The 20168-nt window shown below is 67.6% G+C and carries 14 protein-coding genes, 1 pseudogene and 1 riboswitch; of the genes and pseudogenes, 2 read left to right on the forward strand and 13 right to left on the reverse strand.

Annotation, left to right across the window (positions count from 1 at the left end):
• A partial coding sequence (locus F3J18_RS27385) for an FAD-dependent oxidoreductase (RefSeq protein WP_240156444.1) occupies positions 1-141 on the reverse strand: 141 nt, incomplete at its 3' end.
• Between the two features lie 265 nt (positions 142-406).
• Positions 407-539, reverse strand: a riboswitch (TPP riboswitch).
• Between the two features lie 334 nt (positions 540-873).
• On the opposite strand from F3J18_RS27385, the gene F3J18_RS27390 reads away from it, so the two are divergent.
• Positions 874-2631 (forward strand): ABC transporter ATP-binding protein/permease, encoded by a 1758-nt coding sequence (locus tag F3J18_RS27390; RefSeq protein ID WP_025099437.1) that lies wholly within the window; start codon positions 874-876, stop codon positions 2629-2631.
• 102 nt (positions 2632-2733) lie between these two features.
• Here the strand turns inward: F3J18_RS27390 and F3J18_RS27395 are convergent, their stop codons facing one another.
• From F3J18_RS27395 to F3J18_RS27405, 3 genes are all read right to left on the reverse strand, one after another.
• Positions 2734-4200 (reverse strand): glutamate synthase subunit beta, encoded by a 1467-nt coding sequence (locus F3J18_RS27395; RefSeq protein ID WP_025099438.1) that lies wholly within the window; start codon positions 4198-4200, stop codon positions 2734-2736.
• Positions 4201-4296: 96 nt separating this feature from the next.
• Positions 4297-8997, reverse strand: coding sequence for a glutamate synthase-related protein (locus F3J18_RS27400; protein ID WP_025099439.1), 4701 nt, complete (start codon positions 8995-8997; stop codon positions 4297-4299).
• Between the two features lie 280 nt (positions 8998-9277).
• Positions 9278-10003: a transposase gene (locus tag F3J18_RS27405; protein ID WP_013696412.1), complete on the reverse strand. Its 726-nt coding sequence runs from the start codon at positions 10001-10003 to the stop codon at positions 9278-9280.
• 194 nt (positions 10004-10197) lie between these two features.
• Between F3J18_RS27405 and F3J18_RS27410 the strand changes: the two genes are divergently transcribed.
• The gene (locus F3J18_RS27410) at positions 10198-10929 is read left to right on the forward strand and encodes an OmpW family outer membrane protein (RefSeq protein ID WP_025099440.1); all 732 of its coding nucleotides are present in this window, start codon (positions 10198-10200) and stop codon (positions 10927-10929) included.
• Positions 10930-11246: 317 nt separating this feature from the next.
• Here F3J18_RS27410 and ugpQ read toward each other — a convergent pair whose 3' ends face one another.
• The 9 genes and pseudogenes from ugpQ to F3J18_RS27455 form a co-directional block, all read right to left on the reverse strand.
• On the reverse strand, positions 11247-12005 hold the full coding sequence (gene ugpQ / locus F3J18_RS27415; RefSeq protein WP_166915266.1) for a glycerophosphodiester phosphodiesterase: 759 nt from the start codon (positions 12003-12005) through the stop codon (positions 11247-11249).
• Positions 12006-12022: 17 nt separating this feature from the next.
• Complete coding sequence (locus F3J18_RS27420; protein WP_025099442.1) at positions 12023-13108, reverse strand: sn-glycerol-3-phosphate import ATP-binding protein UgpC; 1086 nt, start codon at positions 13106-13108, stop codon at positions 12023-12025.
• Positions 13109-13133: 25 nt separating this feature from the next.
• Positions 13134-13979, reverse strand: a complete 846-nt coding sequence (ugpE, locus tag F3J18_RS27425) for a sn-glycerol-3-phosphate ABC transporter permease UgpE (protein WP_025099443.1) — start codon at positions 13977-13979, stop codon at positions 13134-13136.
• Positions 13976-14860, reverse strand: coding sequence for a sn-glycerol-3-phosphate ABC transporter permease UgpA (gene ugpA / locus F3J18_RS27430; protein WP_025099444.1), 885 nt, complete (start codon positions 14858-14860; stop codon positions 13976-13978). Before ugpA ends, ugpE begins: the two co-directional genes overlap by 4 nt.
• Before the next feature lie 62 nt (positions 14861-14922).
• Entirely contained in the window at positions 14923-16248 is a 1326-nt protein-coding gene (gene ugpB, locus F3J18_RS27435) for a sn-glycerol-3-phosphate ABC transporter substrate-binding protein UgpB (RefSeq protein WP_025099445.1), read from the reverse strand.
• Between the two features lie 90 nt (positions 16249-16338).
• A complete protein-coding gene (locus tag F3J18_RS27440) occupies positions 16339-17565 on the reverse strand; it encodes a deoxyguanosinetriphosphate triphosphohydrolase (protein ID WP_166915268.1) in 1227 nt (408 codons plus the stop codon).
• A 121-nt stretch (positions 17566-17686) separates the two neighbouring features.
• A complete protein-coding gene (aroB, locus tag F3J18_RS27445) occupies positions 17687-18766 on the reverse strand; it encodes a 3-dehydroquinate synthase (RefSeq protein ID WP_166915270.1) in 1080 nt (359 codons plus the stop codon).
• Positions 18763-19317, reverse strand: coding sequence for a shikimate kinase (locus F3J18_RS27450; protein ID WP_025099448.1), 555 nt, complete (start codon positions 19315-19317; stop codon positions 18763-18765). The genes aroB and F3J18_RS27450 overlap by 4 nt, the downstream gene beginning before the upstream one ends.
• Positions 19318-19401: 84 nt before the next feature.
• Positions 19402-20168: pseudogene (locus tag F3J18_RS27455) on the reverse strand (type IV pilus secretin PilQ); the annotation flags it as partial.

A 20168-nucleotide genomic window follows, 5' to 3' on the forward strand; every position in this document is an offset into this window, starting at 1 on the left:
CGCGCCCGTACCGGCCGCGTCGCCGCGCTCGTAGAGCGCAACGCGCATGCCCAGCCCCGCCAGCCGCCAGGCGATCAGGCGGCCGACCAGGCCGCCGCCCAGCACGGCGATATCGGGGCGCTCGCCGGCGGCGCGGCTCATCGCACGCGCTCCGCCGCGAGGTCGGCGCGACTGCCGTCGCCGGCAAGCACGCGAACGCAAGCCGGCCACGGCGGGCAGCACCGCGAAGCATCGGAATCAGGGGAAAACGGCTGGACGTGAAGAACGGGCATGGGCTCCTTCCGTGACGCGCGAGGGCGTGATCGAACGGACGAAACCGGCGGCCTGGGCCGACCGGGCGGCGCCCATGTCGAACCATCGCAATGGATGGCAAGAGCATGGCGACAGCGTGGAAACAGCGCGCGACCCGGTGGTATCGGAAACTTCCCGCGCCGGTATTACCCGGATCGGGTGCGAAGGGTCTCTCTCAGCCTTGCCGCCGCATCGCCCGAGGTCCGTTTCCGGCTCCGGCGGGCAGCAAAGCACCCCTGTTTCGTCAGGCGGCCATTAGACCACAGAAGCCCGAACGCCCGCAAACCGCGCCGCCGCATCGCGCGGCAGGCGGCGGCCGGTTGCGGCGAGGCACCTGGCCAGGTCTGGTCGTTCGACCCCGATCTGCGCGCCGTCACGCGGTGCTGGCACAATGGCCCCTGTTTCGGCCGGCCGCCGGATTCGCCCCGATGGCGCCCCGGCGCGGTTAAGAGCCGTTTAAGCGAGGCGCCGCACAATCCGCGGCAAGCTGTCGCCAACTGGCACGATTTTGTTTGGATGCGCGGCCCGGCTCGCGCATCGCTTCGACAACCCGGCATCGCGCCCCCCAAACGCAGGAAACCCATGACGCCCTCGTCCCCCGCCGCCCGCGCCGCGAACGACGCGCCGCCCGACGACGCCCGCATCTCCGCGTGGAGCCTGATCAAGCCCTACTGGGTGTCCTCGGAATGGAAGCTGGCCTGGTCGCTGCTGATCGCGATCATCGCGATGAATCTCACGGTGGTCTGGATCAACGTCCGGCTCAATGCCTGGAACGGCGCCTTCTACAACGCGCTGCAGCAGAAGGACGCCGCCCAGGTGCCGCACCTGCTGATGATCTTCGCCGGCTATGCGTTCTCCTTCATCATCATCGCCGTCTATAGCCGCTACCTGCGCCAGTTGCTGGGTTTCCGCTGGCGGCAATGGATCACCACCCAGGCGCTCGACGACTGGTTCGGCGACCGCGCCTTCTACCGCATCGAGCGCGACCGGCTGGCCGACAACCCCGACCAGCGGATCACCGACGACCTGAATTCGCTCGCCACCAGCACGCTGTCGCTGACGCTCGACCTGCTCTCGACGGTGGTCACGCTGTTCTCCTTCATCGTGATCCTCTGGTCGATCGCGGGCGCGGCGACCATCTCGCTGGGCGGCACCAGCTTCGTGATTCCCGGCTACATGGTTTGGGCCGCCGCGATCTACGCGCTGATCGGCTCCTACGTGACCTACAAGGCCGGCCATCCGCTGGTCTCGATCACCTACCAGCAGCAGCGCGTCGAGGCCGACCTGCGTTTCGGCCTGATCCGGATCCGCGAGAACGCCGAGCAGATCGCCTTCTACGACGGCATGTCGCGCGAGCGCCAGGGCGCGCTCGACCTGTTCGGCCATATCCGCGAGAACTGGCGGCGCGTGATGTCGATCACCAAGCGCATGACCTTCGTGATCAGCTTCTACGCCCAGCTCGCCAACATCTTCCCGATCGCCGTGGCCTCGCCGCGCTACTTCGCGGGCGCCTACTCGTTCGGCGTGCTGATGCAGATCGTCGGCGCCTTCGGCACCGTCAGCGACTCCTTCTCCTGGTTCGTGAACAGTTACGGCACCCTGGTGGACTGGCGCGCGACCGTCAATCGTCTGCGCGAATTCAAGCGCGTCACGCGCGCCTCGCACCTGAAGGAATCGATGTCGCCGGCCACCGAGCGCGGCGGCATCAACCTGCATTACGTGGACGAGCAGAACCTCGGCACCCACGGCCTGCGCCTCGCCCTGCCCGACGGCAAGCCGCTGTCGCGCATCGACGACATCAGCATCGAGCCGGGTTCGCGCTGGCTGGTGCGCGGCCCCTCGGGCGCCGGCAAGAGCACGCTGATGCGCGCGATGGCGGGCCTCTGGCCGTTCGGCGAGGGCGCGATCGACGCGCCGGTCGGCGCCGCCATGATGTTCGTGCCGCAGCGCAGCTACCTGCCGATCGGCACGCTGAAGGGCGCGCTGGCCTATCCGTCGGCGGTCGATCGCTTCAGCGACGAGGACTGCCGCGCGGCGCTGCGCGACAGCGGGCTGGAAGACTACGCCGGCCGCCTGGAGGAATCGGGCCACTGGACCCAAATCCTCTCGCCGGGCGAACAGCAGCGCCTGGCCGGCGCGCGCGTGCTGCTGCACAAGCCCGACTTCCTGTTCCTCGACGAGGCCACCAGCGCGCTCGACGCCGAGAACGAGGCGCATCTCTACGGCCTGCTGGCGGCGCGCCTGCCGGGCGCGGCGATCGTCAGCATCGCGCACCGCGAGTCGCTGGCGCAGTTCCACGACCGCACGCTGGAGGTGCGGCGCGACGAGGCCGCCGCCTGAGCGCATTCGCAGCCGGCTCCGCCGCAAGGAAAAAGAGCACGCAAAAGCGTGCTCTTTTCACATCCGCGGCGAGACGCCGGCTGGCGTCCCGCGCGTCGCCGCTCAGCGCGGCAGTTCCGAATGGCCCATCAGGAACGCGTCGACCGAGCGCGCGCACTGGCGGCCTTCGCGGATCGCCCAGACCACCAGCGACTGGCCGCGGCGCATGTCGCCGGCCGCGAACACCTTGTCGACCGAGGTCGTGTAGGCGCGCTCGCCCTCGGTGGCCGCGCGCGCGTTGCCGCGCGCATCCTTGGCCACGCCGAAGGCATCCAGCACCGGCGCGGCCGGCTGCGTGAAGCCCATCGCCAGCAGCACCAGGTCGGCCTTCATCTCGAACTCCGAGCCCGGCACCTCGACCATCTTGCCGTCCTTCCACTCGACGCGCGCGGCGATCAGCTTCTCGACCTTGCCGTTCTTGCCTTCCAGGCGCTTGGTGGCGACCGCCCAATCGCGCTCGCAGCCCTCGTCGTGCGACGAGGAGGTGCGCAGCTTGATCGGCCAGTACGGCCAGACCATCGGCTTGTTTTCCTGCTCGGGCGGCTGCGGCAGCAGCTCGAACTGCGTGACCGACTTCGCGCCGTGGCGGTTCGAGGTGCCCACGCAATCCGAACCGGTATCGCCGCCGCCGATCACCACCACGTGCTTGCCCTTGGCGAGCAGCTGGTCGGCCACCTTGTCGCCGGCATTGACGCGGTTCTGCTGCGGCAGGAAGTCCATCGCGAAATGCACACCCTCGAGCTCGCGGCCCGGCACCGGCAGGTCGCGCGGCGTTTCCGAGCCGCCCGCGATCACGATCGCGTCGAACTCTTCCTTGAGCGTGTCAGGCGAGATGGTTTCCTTCGCCAGGCTGCCGATCTGCGGCGGCAGCGGATCCTTGCCGATGAACACGCTGGTGCGGAAGGTCACGCCCTCGGCTTCCATCTGGCGCATGCGGCGGTCGATCAGCCACTTCTCCAGCTTGAAGTCGGGGATGCCGTAGCGCAGCAGGCCGCCGACGCGATCGTTCTTCTCGAACACCGTCACCTCGTGGCCGGCGCGCGCGAGCTGCTGCGCGGCCGCCAGGCCCGCCGGGCCGGAGCCGACCACGGCCACCTTCTTGCCGGTCTTGTGGGCGGCCGGCAGCGGCTTGACCCAGCCTTCGGCCCAGGCCTTGTCGATGATCGCGTGCTCGATCGACTTGATGCCGACCGGGTCGTTGTTGATGCCGAGCGTGCAGGCCGCCTCGCAGGGCGCCGGGCAGATGCGGCCCGTGAACTCGGGGAAGTTGTTGGTCGAGTGCAGCACCTCGATGGCCTGCTGCCAGTCCTGGCGATACACCAGGTCGTTGAAGTCCGGAATGATGTTGTTGACCGGGCAGCCGTTGTTGCAGAACGGGATGCCGCAGTCCATGCAGCGCGCGCCCTGGACCTTCGCGTCGTCGTCGGACAGCGCCGCGACGAATTCCTTGTAATGCTTCACACGGGTGAGCGGAGCCTCGTACGCCTCGTGGCGGCGTTCGAACTCGAGAAAACCGGTTGCCTTGCCCATAAGGTTCTCGTCTGAATCGGGGGTGGTTCGGGTGGGGACCCGTGCCCGCCGCATCGAGCGGCGGGCACGTTCGCTAGTTCATTTCGATCGTCGGCGTCAGGCTGCGACGGCTTCCTTCGCGGCCTTGGCGGCCGCGATCTCGCCGAGCGCGCGCTTGTATTCGTGCGGGAACACCTTCACGAACTGGCGGCGCGCCGCATCCCAGTTTTCCAGCAGCGACTTCGCGCGCGGCGAGCCGGTGAACTGGAAGTGACGCTCGATCAGCCCCTTCAGGAGCGCTTCGTCGGTCTGGCCGGCGTGCCAGATCGCGCGGTCGACCGTGCGTTCCTGCTCGACCTGCTGCAGCACCGGATCGAGCGCGACCATCGCCTTGTTGCACTTGGCCGCGAAGCTGCCGTCCGGATCGTAGACATAGGCCAGGCCGCCCGACATGCCGGCCGCGAAGTTGCGCCCGGTCTCGCCGAGCACCACCACCGTGCCGCCCGTCATGTATTCGCAGCCGTGGTCGCCGGTGCCCTCGACCACCGCCGTGGCGCCCGAGTTGCGCACGCAGAAGCGCTCGCCGGCCACGCCGCGGAAGAAGGCCTCGCCTTCCAGCGCGCCGTACATCACCGTGTTGCCGCAGATGATGTTTTCCTCGGACTTGCCGCGGAAGTCGTTGGTCGGGCGGATGATGATGCGGCCGCCCGACAGGCCCTTGCCGACATAGTCGTTGCCGTCGCCGACCAGGTCGAGCGTGACGCCCTTCGCCAGGAAGGCGCCGAAGCTCTGGCCCGCCGTGCCCTTCAGCTGGATATGGATGGCATCGTCGGCCAGGCCGTCGCGGCCGTACTTCTTGGCGATCACGCCCGAGAGCATCGCGCCGACCGTGCGGTTCACGTTGCGCACCGGCTGGATGAAGGACACGTGCTCGCCGTTCTCGATCGCCGCCTTCGATTTTTCGAGCAGCGTGTGGTCGAGCGCGCGCTCGAGGCCGTGGTCCTGCACGTCGACGTGGCGCGTCGATGCGTTCTCGACCTGCGGCTGGTAGAACACGCGCGAGAAGTCGAGGCCCTTGGCCTTCCAGTGCTCGACGCCCTTGCGCGTGTCGAGCAGGTCGGCGCGGCCGATCAGCTCGTCGAACTTCGCGATGCCGAGCTGGGCCATGATCTCGCGCACTTCCTCGGCGACGAAGAAGAAGTAGTTCACCACGTGCTCGGGCTGGCCCGAGAACTTCGCGCGCAGCACCGGGTCCTGCGTGGCGACGCCGACCGGGCAGGTGTTCAGGTGGCACTTGCGCATCATGATGCAGCCCTGGACCACCAGCGGCGCGGTGGCGAAGCCGAACTCGTCGGCGCCGAGCATCGCGCCGATCGCGACGTCGCGGCCGGTCTTCATCTGGCCGTCGGCCTGCACGCGGATGCGCCCGCGCAGCCCGTTCAGCACCAGGGTCTGCTGGGTTTCGGCCAGGCCCAGTTCCCAGGGCGTGCCGGCATGCTTGAGCGAGGACAGCGGCGAGGCGCCGGTGCCGCCGTCATGGCCGGCCACCACCACGTGGTCGGCCTTGGCCTTGGCGACACCCGCCGCCACCGTGCCCACGCCGACTTCCGACACCAGCTTCACCGAGATGCTGGCCACCGGGTTGACGTTCTTCAGGTCGTGGATCAGCTGCGCCAGATCCTCGATCGAGTAGATGTCGTGGTGCGGCGGCGGCGAGATCAGGCCGACGCCCGGCACCGCGTAGCGCAGCTTGCCGATGTATTCCGAGACCTTGTGGCCGGGCAGCTGGCCGCCCTCGCCGGGCTTCGCGCCCTGCGCCATCTTGATCTGGATCTGGTCGGCCGAGGACAGGTACTCGGCCGTCACGCCGAAGCGGCCCGAGGCCACCTGCTTGATCTTCGAGCGCAGCGAATCGCCGTCCTTGAGCGGGATGTCGCGCACCACTTCCTCGCCGATCACCGAGCGCAGCGTCTCGCCGCTCTTGATCGGGATGCCGCGTAGCTCGTTCCTGTAGCGGTTGACGTCCTCGCCGCCCTCGCCGGTGTTCGACTTGCCGCCGATGCGGTTCATCGCCACCGCCAGCGTGGCGTGCGCCTCGGTGCTGATCGAGCCCAGCGACATCGCGCCGGTGGCGAAGCGCTTGACGATATCCTTGGCCGATTCGACGTCGTCGATCGGGATCGCGCGGGACGGATCGACCTTGAACTCGAACAGGCCGCGGAAGGTCATGTGACGGCGCGTCTGGTCGTTGATCAGGTGCGCGTATTCCTTGTACGTCTGGTACGAGTTGCTGCGCGTGGCGTGCTGCAGCTTGGCGATCGAATCCGGGGTCCACATGTGGTCCTCGCCGCGGATCCGGAACGCGTACTCGCCGCCCGCGTCGAGCATGTCGCGCAGCAGCGGGTTGTCGCCGAAGGCGTCGCGATGCAGGCGCAGCGCTTCCTCGGCCACCTCGAACAGGCCGATGCCGCCGACCTTCGAGGCCGTGCCCTTGAAGTACTTGTTGACCAGCTCGCCGGCCAGGCCGACCGCTTCGAAGATCTGCGCGCCGGTGTAGGACATGTAGGTCGAGATGCCCATCTTCGACATCACCTTGTAGAGGCCCTTGCCGACCGCCTTGGTGAAGTTGTAGATCGCCTTCTCGGCCGACAGGTCGCCCGGCAGGCCTTCGGCCAGCTTGGCGAGCGTTTCCATCGCCAGGTACGGGTGGACCGCTTCCGCGCCGTAGCCCGCCAGCAGCGCGAAGTGGTGCGTCTCGCGCGCCGAGCCGGTCTCGACCACCAGGCCGGTGCTGGTGCGCAGGCCTTGGTCGACCAGGTGCGAGTGGATCGCCGAGGTGGCCAGCAGCGCCGGGATCGCCACCGTGTCCGCGTCGGTCTTGCGATCCGACACGATCAGGATGTTGTAGCCCGACTTGACCGCGTCGGCGGCCTCGGCGCACAGCGAGGCCAGGCGCGCCTCGATGCCTTCCTTGCCCCAGCCGGCCGGGTAGCAGATGCTCAGCTCGTAGGCGCTGAACTTGCCGCCGGTGTACTGGTCGATCGAGCGGATCTTGGCGATGTCCTTGAAGTCGAGCACGGGCTGCGAGACTTCGAGGCGCATCGGCGGGTTGACGTTCTGCGTGTCGAGCAGGTTCGGCTTCGGGCCGATGAAGGACACCAGCGACATCACCATGTTCTCGCGGATCGGGTCGATCGGCGGGTTGGTGACCTGCGCGAACAGCTGCTTGAAGTAGTGGTAGAGCGTCTTGTTCTTGTTGGACATGACCGCCAGCGGCGAGTCGTTGCCCATCGAGCCGACCGCTTCCTCGCCCTGCTGCGCCATCGGCGCCATCAGGAACTTGAGGTCTTCCTGCGTGTAGCCGAAGGCCTGCTGGCGGTCGAGCAGCGTCGACGCCGAGCGGCGCTCGGCCGCGACGTCCTCGTCCTTGGGCTCGATCTCGTCGAGCTTGATGCGCACCGCGTCGATCCAGCTCTTGTAGGGCTTGGCGTTGGCGAGGTTGTCCTTCAGTTCCTTGTCGTCGATGATGCGGCCGTGCTCCATGTCGATCAGGAACATCTTGCCCGGCTGCAGGCGCCACTTCTTGACGATCTTCGACTCGGGGATCGGCAGCGTGCCGGCTTCCGAGGCCATGATCACCAGGTCGTCGTCGGTGACGATGTAGCGCGCCGGACGCAGGCCGTTACGGTCCAGCGTCGCGCCGATCTGGCGGCCGTCGGTGAAGGCGATCGCGGCGGGGCCGTCCCACGGCTCCATCATCGCGGCGTGGTACTCGTAGAAGGCGCGGCGGTTGTCGTCCATCAGCGTGTGCTGTTCCCAGGCTTCCGGGATCATCATCATCATCGCGTGGACCAGCGGGTAGCCCGCCATCACCAGCAGCTCGAGACAGTTGTCGAACGAGGCCGTGTCCGACTGGCCGGGGTAGATCAGCGGCCAGAGCTTGGGCAGGTCGTCGCCGAGCACGTGGCTGGCGATCGCGCCGGTACGTGCGTTGAGCCAGTTGACGTTGCCCTTGACGGTGTTGATCTCGCCGTTGTGGGCGATCATCCGGTACGGGTGGGCCAGTTCCCAGGCCGGGAAGGTGTTGGTCGAGAAGCGCTGGTGCACCAGGGCCAGCGCCGAGACCACCCGCACGTCCTGCAGGTCGCGGTAGTACACGCCGACCTGGCCGGCCAGCAGCAGGCCCTTGTAGACGATGGTGCGCGCCGACATCGACGGCACGAAGTATTCCTTGCCGTGCTTGAGCTTGAGCGCCTGGATGCGGTGGCTGGCGGTCTTGCGGATCACGTACAGCTTGCGCTCGAGCGCGTCGGTGACGATCACGTCCTTGCCGCGGCCGATGAAGATCTGGCGGATCAGCGGCTCGGAGGCCTTCACCGTCGGCGAGATCGGCATGCTCGAATCGACCGGCACGTCGCGCCAGCCCAGCACCACCTGCCCTTCCGCCTTGACGGTGCGCTCCAGTTCCTGTTCGCAGGCGATCCGCGAGGCGTTTTCCTTCGGCAGGAAGATCATGCCGACCCCATATTCGCCGGCCGGCGGCAGCGTCACGCCCTGGCGCGCCATTTCCTCGCGATAGAACGCGTCCGGAATCTGGATCAGGATGCCCGCGCCGTCGCCCATCAGCGGATCGGCGCCGACCGCGCCGCGGTGATCGAGGTTCTCCAGGATCTTCAGACCCTGCTCGATGATCTCGTGGCTCTTCTTGCCCTTGATGTGAGCGACGAAGCCGACGCCGCAAGCGTCGTGCTCGTTCTGCGGGTCGTACAGACCTTGCGCGGCGGGGACCGCGCGCTGCGGCTCTTGGTGGTCGTTCATGGGGACACCGTCTGAGTAAGGGCCTCGCGGCCGTTGAAACATCTGCTTTTGGGCCCGCCGCTTCGGCGGCGGCGTGGCGGGCCAAAGCCGGACACAGTTGCGCCCGGCCTGCCGGAATTCGGAATATACGCGACGAATCAACGGAATAGCAAATAAAACCGCTTGCTCTGACACCAATTAAATGGATGTTTCGATTTGGTGCTATTTTATTAGGGACGTATCGATTTGGTGCAAAAAAAGCGGCATCCGAAGATGCCGCCTTTTGATTCGCCGGCCCGGCTTACTGGTGCGCGGGCGGGTTGTGTGGGCCGTTGTTTTCACGTACCTTACGCGGCCGACCGCGCGGCAGGGGCGAAACGCGCCGATTGGCGGTGCGCGCCGCCCACTCGCGGTAGGTCTCGCCGCCCAGCACCCAGCCCTTCAGGGTGGCCTGCTGGAGCTGCTCGGTCTGGCGCTCGTCGAGCGGCTGCTCGCAGAGCTCCTTGTAGGCGCGCTGCCGTTCGAACGGCGTATTGCCGAGCGCCCAGTAGAGCGGGTGGTCGGTGATCAGGCTGTCGACGGTCAGGCCGATGTGGTGGCGGTAGCTCGACCAGCGATAGGCCTCGGCCGCCTGCACCAGCTGCGCGCGCACCGGGCTCAGCTCCACCACGCGGCTGGCGAGCAGGAAATAGCGCTCGCCCTCGATCACGGTGGCGCGGTAGCGGCCTTCCCACAACGTGCCGCGCCGCGAGTAGCGTCGGTTGAAGTGCGCGACGTAACGCCGGCCTACCGCCTGCATCGCCTTTGGCAGGCTCGCCTCGTCGCTCGGGGTGACGAGCAGCTGCACCTGCCGCGGCAGCAGCACGTAAGCATGCACCGCCAGTTGATGATCGCGCGCCGCCGCCTTCAGGCAATCGATGAACAGCTCGTAATCCTGATCGTCGACGAACGCCGGTTGCTGATCGAGGCCGCGCAGGATGACGTGCTGCGGCTGATCGGGAACATAGAGTCGTGCTAGCCGTGCCATGCTGAATGTCCGTTTGATCGCGTTAGGAAAAACCCGAAGGCCCGAATGACTGCATCCGCGCAGAGCCCCGCGCGGCAGGGAGGAATCGCACGTTCGTACGAAACCTAGGGAGATTGCTCTAGCTTACAAGCCTGTTCCGTTTGAAACGCCGTGGTCATAATGAGCACGCCTTAAATCGAGGAGGAGACACACCCATGAAACAAAAATTGGCCATTACGGGGGCCGTTGCGCTCGCATTCATGACTGCCGGCACCGCCGCGCAAGCGCAATCGGCAGGTAGCTTCTACGTCACCACGGGCTGGTTCCACCTCGCCCCGCAGGACTCGAGCGATCCGCTCAAGGTGATGACCGTCGGCGGCAGGTCCGTCAACCAGTCGGTGCCCAACACCGGCGCCGGCATCAGCGACTCCGACACGCTCGGCTTCACCGCCGGGTATTTCGTGACCGACCACATCGCTGCCGAGTTCGTCTACGGGATCCCGCCAAAGTTCAATCTGGACGGCAAGGGTTCGTTCGAACAGTTCGGCACGCTCGGCCGCGCCTATCAGTGGAGCCCGGCTGTCCTGCTCAAGTACTACTTCAACAGCGCCGAGGCCAAGTTCCGTCCCTACGTGGGCGTGGGCGCATCGTACATCTATTTCACCGGCGCCAAGCTGACCAACACCGCCTTCGAGCGCGGCGTGCTGGGCGGCCCGACCAACGTCACCACCAGCAACCAGTGGGCGCCCGTGTTCAACGCCGGCTTCAACTACAACTTCAACAAGCACTGGTTCGCCGGCCTGTCGATCTCGTACATCCCGGTCAGCTTGACGGCCACCCTGACGAGCCAGTCCGCCACCCAGGTCGGCACGCTGACGCGCACGTCTCAAGCTCACATCAAGCTCGACCCGATCGTCAGCTACGTCAACATCGGGTACCGCTTCTAAGCGTAGTCGAATATTTGGGGAATGGTTAATTTCGCTGCAATTTGTAGCGATTTTTTCCTGACGTTACGAAAGCGGGCCGCGAGCATGCCTTGCGGCCCGCTCTTCGGAGTAGATTCCTACCCCAAATAGCCGATCGGCGATATTTTCATTTTTCCCGCCAGGCCGCTCCGGCCGAAAAATCGTTCCGATTTGGAGGCGATGCTCGGCCAGGCGAATCATTCACCGGCGATCTGGCCCGCTATCGGCAGGCGAGGATGGATAGGCTCGACCCGCTCGTCGATACGGAAGGCGATCGACAGGCGGTCTCGCCACAAGCTTCAGGTGAAATCGGGACCGATCAGGTCGATGCGATCGGTGCAGATCAGGTCGACGCCCCAGTCCATCAACTCGCGGGCACGCGCCGGCTCGTTGACCGTGTAGGCCAGCATGCGCAGGCCCGCGGCGCGGATCTCCGCCACGCGGGCCGCATCGAATTCGCGATGGTTGGCATGCAGCGCGACGCAGCCGAGTTCGGCGGCGAGCGCGCGCCAGTCGTCCGGCAGGGTCTCGACCAGCAGGCCCCGCGGCAGGTCCGGCACCGCGCGGCGCGCCGCATCGAGCGCATCCACCGAGAACGAGGACAGCAGCGGCGGCACCGCCGCGCCGCGCCAGTAGCGCGCCGTGTCGAGCGCCACCCGCTCGCCCGTCTCGACCTCGCGGCCCGGGCAGGGCTTGATCTCGACGTTGGCCGCCAGGCCGAGCGCGAGACAGCGCGCGGCGGCGGCCTCCAGCGTCGGCATCTGCTCGCCGGCGAAGCGCGCGTCGAACCAGGCGCCCGCGTCGAGCGCGGCCAGTTCCTGGTAGCGCATCGCGGCGGCCGGGCCCCGGCCGTTCGAGGTGCGCTCGACGCCGTCGTCGTGCAGCAGGAAGCTCACCGCGTCGGCGGACAGCTTGGCGTCGAATTCCACCATGCGATGGCCGCGCCGCGCGCCCTCCTCGAGCGCCGCCAGGGTGTTCTCGGGCGCGAGCTTGCCGCCGCCGCGATGCGCGACGATGCGCGCGATACCTTCGTAGGGCCAGGATTTCGGATCCGTCATGGTCTCGTCCCCGCGTATCAGTTGGCGCGCCGGCCCGTGACCGGATCGAAGAAGTGCAGCCGGTGGGCCGGCAGCGACACCGGCAGCGCCGTGCCGGGCGCAGGGCGATCCGCATGCGGCAACCGCACCACCACGTCGCCGGCGCCCCAGCGACCGTGGACGAGATTGTCGGCGCCCAGCAGCTCGCAGGAGTCGACCGTCAACGGCGCGACCGGCATGCCCGGCTGCGGCGTCATATGCTCGGGCCGCACGCCGAGCACCCACTCGGCGCCCGGCGCCACCTCGCGGCCGATGCCGGGAGCGCCGGCCACCGGCAGGCGCGGGCCGCCCTCGGCCACCTCGAACACGCTGCCATCGGCCGACAGCCGGCCGCGCAGCAGGTTCATCGCCGGCGAGCCGATGAAGCTCGCCACGAACAGCGTCGCCGGCTTCTCGTAGACCTCGACCGGCGCGCCGATCTGCTCGGCATGGCCGCGATTCATCACGATCACGCGTTGCGCCAGCGTCATCGCCTCGATCTGGTCGTGCGTGACATAGACGCTGGTGGTGCGCAGCCGTGCATGCAGGCGCTGGATCTCGAGCCGCATCTGCACGCGCAGCTTGGCGTCGAGGTTCGAGAGCGGCTCGTCGAACAGGAACACCGCCGGCTCGCGCACGATCGCGCGCCCCATCGCGACGCGCTGGCGCTGGCCGCCCGAGAGCTCGCGCGGGCGCCGCCCGAGCAGCGGCTCGAGCTCGAGGATCTTCGCCGCCGAGGCCACCCGCGCCTCGATGGTGGCGCGCTCGATGCCGCGGATCCTCAGGCCGTAGCCCATGTTCTGCGCCACCGTCATGTGCGGATAAAGCGCGTAGTTCTGGAACACCATCGCGATATCGCGATCCTTGGGCTCCAGCGTATTGACCACCCGCCCGCCGATCGCGATCTCGCCCTCGGAGACGCTCTCAAGGCCCGCGATCATCCGCAGCAGGGTCGACTTCCCGCAGCCGGACGGCCCGACCAGCACGATGAATTCGCCATCCTCGATCTGGACATCGATCCCGTGCAGGACGACGTGCTTGCCGTCATAGGTCTTCCTGACGCCATTCAAGCTCAGTGCAGCCATGCTTCGAAACTCTCCGGATAAGCGGTTATTTTTCGGTGTCCACCAGGCCGCGCACGAACCAGCGCTGCATGGCCAGCACCACCACCAGCGGCGGCAGCATGGTCAGCATGGTGGCGGCCATCACCAGGTGCCATTCGGTGGCCGCGTCGCCGCTGGCGATCATCGACTTGATGCCCACCACCGCGTTCGACATCGCGCCGTCGGTGGCGACCAGGATCGGCCACAGGTACTGGCTCCAGCCGTAGATGAAGGTGATCACGAACAGCGCGGCGATGCTGGTGCGCGACAGCGGCAGCACCACGTCCCAGAAGAAACGCAGCGGCCCGGCGCCGTCGATGCGCGCGGCCTCCATCAGCTCGTCGGGCAGGGTCATGAAGAACTGCCGGAACAGGAAGGTGGCGGTGGCCGAGGCGATCAGCGGCAACGTCAGGCCCGCGTAGCTGTTGGTCAGGTGCAGCGTCGAGACCACCTGCACGGTCGGGAAGATACGCACCTCGACCGGCAGCATCAGGGTGACGAAGATCAGCCAGAACGCGGTGTTGCGAAACGGGAAGCGGAAATAGACGATCGCGTAGGCGGACAGGATCGACACCGCGATCTTGCCGATCGAGATGACCAGCGCCATCACCAGGCTGTTCATCAGCAGGATGCCGAACGGCGTGGTGGTCGCGCCGCTGCCGCGACTCCAGATGGTGGCGATGTTCTCGAACAGGTGGGTACTCGGGATCAGCGACATGGGCACCCGGAACACCTCCTGCGCGTTCATGGTGGCGGCGCAGAAGCCCACGTAGACGGGGAACAGCACCAGCACGGCGCCCACCATCAGCACCGCGTGGCAGAACAGGTCGAAACCCCTGCGATTCTCGATCATGAGTATTGCACCCTGCGTTCGACGAAACGGAACTGCACCACGGTGAGCGCCACCACGATCGCCATCAGCACCACCGATTGCGCGCCCGAGCTGCCGATGTCGAGCCCCTGGAAGCCTTCGGTGAAGATCTTGTAGATCAGCGTCTTGGTGCTCTGGCCGGGGCCGCCGGCGGTGGCCGCGTCGATCACCGGGAAGGTGTCGAAGAAGGCATAGACCAGGTTCACCACCAGCAGGAAGAAGCTGGTCGGCGAGAGCAGCGGCAGCGCGATGTTGAAGAAGCGTCGCACCGGGCCGGCGCCGTCGATCGCGGCCGCCTCGATCAGCGAGCGCGGGATCGCCTGCAGGCCGGCGTAGAAGAAGAGGAAGTTGTAGCTGACCTGCTTCCAGATCGAGGCCACCACCACCAGCGCCATCGCCTGGTTCGCGTCGAGCGCGTGATTCCAGACGATGCCGAGCCGGGCCAGCGCATAGGTGATCACGCCGATGCTCGGATTGAACAGGAAGGCCCACAGCACGGCCGCAATCGTTGGCGCGACCGCGTAAGGCCAGATCAGCAGGGTGCGATAGCTGCGCGCGCCGCGCACCACGCGATCGGCGCAGGCCGCCAGCAGCAGCGACACCGCCAGCCCGCCGATGGTGACCAGCGCGCTGAACACCAGGGTGGTGCGAAACGAATCGAGGTAGAGCGGATCGCCGAACAGGTGCGCGAAGTTCGCCAGGCCGACGAATTCGCTGGTGGTGCCGAACGCGTCCTGGGTCTGGGTCGACTGCCAGAGCGCGACGCCGGCCGGCCACAGGAAGAAGATCGCCGTGATCGCGAGCTGCGGCGCGACCAGCAGGTAGGGCAGCACGCTCGTGCCGAAACGGGAGCGGGATGACATCGGAGGAATTCCGTCGAAGGAAACGAAACGCCGCCGCGCCGGGGCGCGGCGGCGGGCCGGGCTCAGGAGCCCTGCTTCTCGAAGCGGCGCAGCAGCTCGTTGCCGCGCGAGACGGCCGAGTCGAGCGCCGCCTGCGGCGTCTTCTTCTGCGCCCAGACCTGCTCGAGCTCCTCGTCGACCACGGTGCGGATCTGCGGCATGTTACCCAGGCGCAGGCCCTTGGTGAACGGCAGCGGCGGCTTGTTCAGCATCTGCTTGGTGGCCGTGTCGGCGCCCGGGTTCTTCGCGTAGAAGCCCTGCTCGCGCGTCAGGTCGTAGGCGGCCGTGGTGACCGGCAGGTAGCCCGTGTCCTGGTGCCACTTGGCGGCCACCGGGGCCGAGCTCAGGTAGGCCAGGAACTTCGCCACGCCCTTGTAGGTGTTGGCGTCCTTGCCGCCCAGCACCCACAGGCTCGCGCCGCCGATGATGGCGTTCTGCGGCGCGCCCTTCACGTCGGCGTCGTAGGGCATCATGCCGGTGCCGAAATCGAACTTCGCGTACTTGCGGATGGTGGCCAGCGCGCCCGACGAGGTGGTCATGATCGCGCAGTCGCCGCTGTAGAACTTGCCGGTGGCCTCGTCCTTGCGGCCGGCATAGGTGAAGCTGCCTTCCTTGGCCATGTCCTGCAGGAACTGGATATGGGCGACCTGCCGCGGCTTGTTGAATTCGAGCACCGCGTCGGTACCGTCGAAGCCGTTGTTGCGCGTGGCGAACGGCAGGCCGTGCCAGGCGCTGTAGTTCTCGAGCTGGATCCAGCCCTGCCAGCCGGTGGTGTAGCCGCAGGTCGAGCCGGCCTTGCGCAGCTTCTCGGCATCGGTCTTCAGCTCGGCCCAGGTCTTGGGCGGCTGGTTCGGATCGAGCCCGGCCTTCTTGAACATGTCCTTGTTGTAGTACAGCACCGGCGTCGAGCTGTTGAACGGCATCGACACCAGCTGGCCCGTCTTCGCGTCGCTGTAGTAGCTGGCCACGGTCGGCACGAAGGATTTCTCGTCGAGCGGCACGCCGGCCTGCTTGAACACCTCGGAGACCGGGATCACGGCCTTCTTGGCCTGGATCATGGTGGCGGTGCCGACTTCATACACCTGGAGGATCGCCGGCGCGTTGCCGCTGCGATAGGCCGAGATGCCGGCGGCCAGCGCCTGGTCGTAGGTGCCCTTGAACACCGGCACGATCTTGTAGTCGCTCTGCGAGGCGTTGAACTGGTCGGCGATCGCGTTGACCTTGTCGCCGAGCGCCGCTTCCATCGCGTGCCAGAACTGGATCTCGGTGGCGGCGAAGGCGGCATTCTGCATTCCGAACCAGATCATGCCGCCCGCAGCCAGCGAGCGAACCAGGGTGTTGACTCTCATTGACCATCTCCAAATGGTGTGCGGCCGGCTCGAATGTCCGACCGCTGTTGTTGCCCGCCGCGTTGTCCCGTCGAGCCAAAACGCGGCAGTCTAATTCTCGTCCATGACAAAAAGGCGTTGATATTCTTTCAACGCGAAGCGGTCGGTCATGCCGGCGATATAGTGCGCGACGAGCCGCGGCTGGGCGGCCGCGTCGTCGCTCTGGTAGGCCGGCGGCAACAGGCGCGGATCCCCGGTGAAGGCCTGGTAGAGCCCCTTGACGACGCGCTGCGCCTTGTTGGCCATGCGCATCACCTTGTAGTGACGATAGAGGTTGCGGAACAGGAAGCGCTTGAGCTCGGCCGCCTCCTCGGCGATCACGGCGCTGTGCGCGACCAGTTGCGGGCAGCGCCGCACGTCGTCGAGCGAGGCCGGCGCGTGCTCGGCCAGGTTGCGCGTGGTCGCGTCGATCAGGTCGACGATCAGCGTATTGATGATGCGCCGCACCGTCTCGTGCACCAGCCGGCGGCCTTCCAGCGAGGGGAAATCGGCCAGCGCGGCATCGTGGTGGCGGCGCCAGAGCGCCACGCCCGCCAGTTGCTCGATCGAGATCAGGCCCGAGCGCAGGCCGTCGTCGACGTCGTGGTTGTTGTAGGCGATCTCGTCGGCGATGTTGGCGATCTGCGCCTCCAGCGAGGGCCGCCGGCCGTCGAGGAAGCGCTCGCCGAGCTCGCCGAGCCGGCGCGCGTTCTCCCTTGAGCAATGCTTGAGAATGCCCTCGCGCGTCTCGAAGCAGAGATTCAGGCCGTCGAAGGCGCCGTAATGCTCCTCCAGCTCGTCGACCACCGCGAGGCTCTGCAGGTTGTGCTCGAAACCGCCGTGCTCGCGCATGCACTCGTTGAGCGCGTCCTGCCCGGCATGGCCGAAGGGCGTATGGCCGAGGTCGTGCGCCAGCGAAATCGCCTCCACCAGGTCCTCGTTCAGCCGCAGGTTGCGCGCCACCGAGCGCGCGATCTGCGCGACCTCGAGGCTGTGCGTCAGGCGCGTGCGAAACAGGTCGCCCTCGTGGTTCACGAACACCTGGGTCTTGTATTCGAGGCGGCGGAAGGCCGTCGAATGGACGATGCGGTCGCGGTCGCGCTGGAATTCGGTGCGCGCGGCGGGCGCCGTCTCGGGATGGCGGCGGCCGCGCGTGTTCGCGGAATGGGCCGCGTAGGGGGCGAGGTGCGCTTCGAGCGCGGCGACGGTGGGCGCCGCGACGGGACCGGCCGAGCTACCGGAGCGGCCTTGGCGGGAAGCGTCGGTGGGGTGTGGCAACTCGCGGGGTGTTTCGCTCACTGTCTCCTCCACTGCGGGGGCGCCGGCCGATCCGGCACCCGGTACATGGCCGGCTCGATGCGGAAATCAGACCGGCCCTGGCAAGGCGCCGGGGCCGGATCGCGCCGGAATGCGACCGATGTTAGCCGATGGCGGCCGCGAGCGTGGCCTCGACGATCTCGTCGGGCGCCGCGGTGATGGCCGCCGTGCCGAGCCCGTCGAGCACGATGAACTTGATCGCGCCGGCCTCGGCCTTCTTGTCGACCTGCATCAGCTCGACATAGCGCGCGGCGCCCAGGTCGGGGGCGCGCACCGGCAGGTGGGCGGCCGCGATCACGCGGTCCAGGCGCCGGCGGGCGGCGTCGTCGAGCCGGCCCAGGCGCACCGAGAGATCGGCCGCCATCACCATCCCGCAGCCGACCGCCTCGCCGTGCAGCCACTCGCCGTAGCCGAGGCCGGCCTCGATCGCGTGGCCGAAGGTATGGCCGAAATTGAGGATCGCGCGCAGCCCGCCCTCGCGCTCGTCGGCGGCCACCACGCGGGCCTTGATCTCGCACGAGCGCTTGACCGCCTCGGTCAGCGCGGCCGGCTCGCGACGGTTGAGCGCCTCGATATCGGCCTCGATCCAGTCGAAGAAGGCGGCATCGGCGATCGCGCCGGTCTTGATCACCTCGGCGATGCCGGCCGCCAGCTCGCGCTCCGGCAGCGTGCGCAGCGCGCCGATGTCGGCGATCACGGCCTGCGGCTGGTAGAACGCGCCGATCATGTTCTTGCCGAGCGGGTGGTTGATGCCGGTCTTGCCGCCGACCGAGGAATCGACCTGCGAGAGCAGCGTGGTGGGCACCTGGATGAAGGGCACGCCGCGCATGTAGCAGGCCGCCGCGAAGCCGGTCATGTCGCCCACCACGCCGCCGCCCAGCGCGATCAGGGTGGTCTTGCGGTCGGCGCGCGAGCCGAGCAGCCCGTCGAAGATCAGGTTCAGCGTTTCCCAGTGCTTGTAGGATTCGCCGTCGGGCAGCACCACCGTGTTGACCTGCTTGCCGAGCGGCGCGAGCGCGGCGCGCAGCACCTCGCCATAGAGCGGCTCGACGGTGGTATTGGTCACGATGGTGACGGACGTGCCCTTGATATGCGGGGCAAACAGCTCGGTGCGGCCGATCAGGCCATCGCCGATATGGATCGGGTAGGCGCGATCGCCCAGGTCGACATTGACGGTAATCATGCTTGTAGCGGCTTGGCGACGATGCCGGCCAGCTCGAGCTGCATCAGCACCATGTTGACGAGCCCGTTGACGGACGGCCGGCCGGTTTCGATCACGAAATGCGCGCATTCGCGATAGAGCGGATCGCGCGCCTCGTAGAGCGCCTCGAGCCGGGCCTTGGGATCTTCCGTCTGCAGCAGCGGGCGGTTCTTGTCCTTGCGGGTACGCAGCCAGAGATCGTGAGGATTGGCGCGCAGATAGACGACGATGCCGCGCGATCGCAGGGCGTCGCGATTCTCGGGACGGATCACCGCGCCGCCGCCGGTGGCCAGCACGACATTGTCGCGCTGCGTCAGCTCGTCGATCATCTTTTCCTCGCGATCGCGGAAACCCGCCTCGCCCTCGAGTTCGAAGATGACCGGGATGCGCGTGCCGGTGCGGGCCTCGATCTCGTGGTCGGAATCGAAGAACGGCCTGTCGAGACGGCGCGCGACCGCACGACCCACGGTGGTTTTACCTGCTCCCATGAGTCCGACGAAAAATACGCTTGCGTGTGGGTCCCGCGCTTGCAACGGCTTCCTCTGCTTCAATCTTGCTGGTGTGTGCGGCAGCTTACTGGCAAAGCGCCGGCCTTGTCGAGCGCGGCCGGCCGCAGCTCAATGCGGCTGCGCCGGCGCCTCCGCCGCTTCCGGGACGCCCGGCGGGCCCGCGGCCGGATCGGGGGGAGGATCGCCCGGATCGCCGTCCTCGTGCTCGGCGGTGCCGAGCACGCGCGGGGTGATGTAGACCACCAGCTCGCTCGACCGCTCGCGCAGCGCCTTATGGCGGAACAGCGCCCCCAGGACCGGTATTTTGCCCAAGACCGGCACCCGAGTCACATCGTCCCATTCGTTGCGCTCGTAAATACCGCCGATCGAGACCGTGCCCCCATTTTCGACCTCGACCCGCGTGCGCACGTGCTTGGTGTGGATCGCCGGCCCCGCGTCGGTCTGCTCGCCCACGCTGTCCTTGGCGATGTCCAGGTCGAGCACCACGTGGCCGTCGGGCGTGATCTGCGGCTCCACCTCGAGCTTGAGCGTGGCGCGCCGGAACTGCACGCCGGACACGCCGCGCCCCACCTTGGCCTGGTAGGGCAGTTCGGTACCCTGCTCGATCAGGGCCGGCGCGCGATCGGCCGTCACCACGCGCGGGCGCGAGACGATCTGGCCCCGGCCCTGCGATTCGAGCGCGCTCAGTTCCAGGTCGAGCAGGCGGCTCGCGCCGGCCACGAACAGCGTGAGCCCGGCGGCGGCAGCCTCGAAGCCGCCGATCGGGCGCGCCGCCAGGTCCGCCAGGCGCCCTTCAGGACCACCCACCAGGCCGGTGGCCGGCGGTTTGCCGCCGGCGGCCGGCGCGCCCTCCCCGGCCACCGGCTGCGCCGGAC

It is taken from the genome of Burkholderia sp. Ax-1720, assembly GCF_011753035.1.
In the GTDB taxonomy this organism is placed as follows: domain Bacteria; phylum Pseudomonadota; class Gammaproteobacteria; order Burkholderiales; family Burkholderiaceae; genus Burkholderia; species Burkholderia gladioli.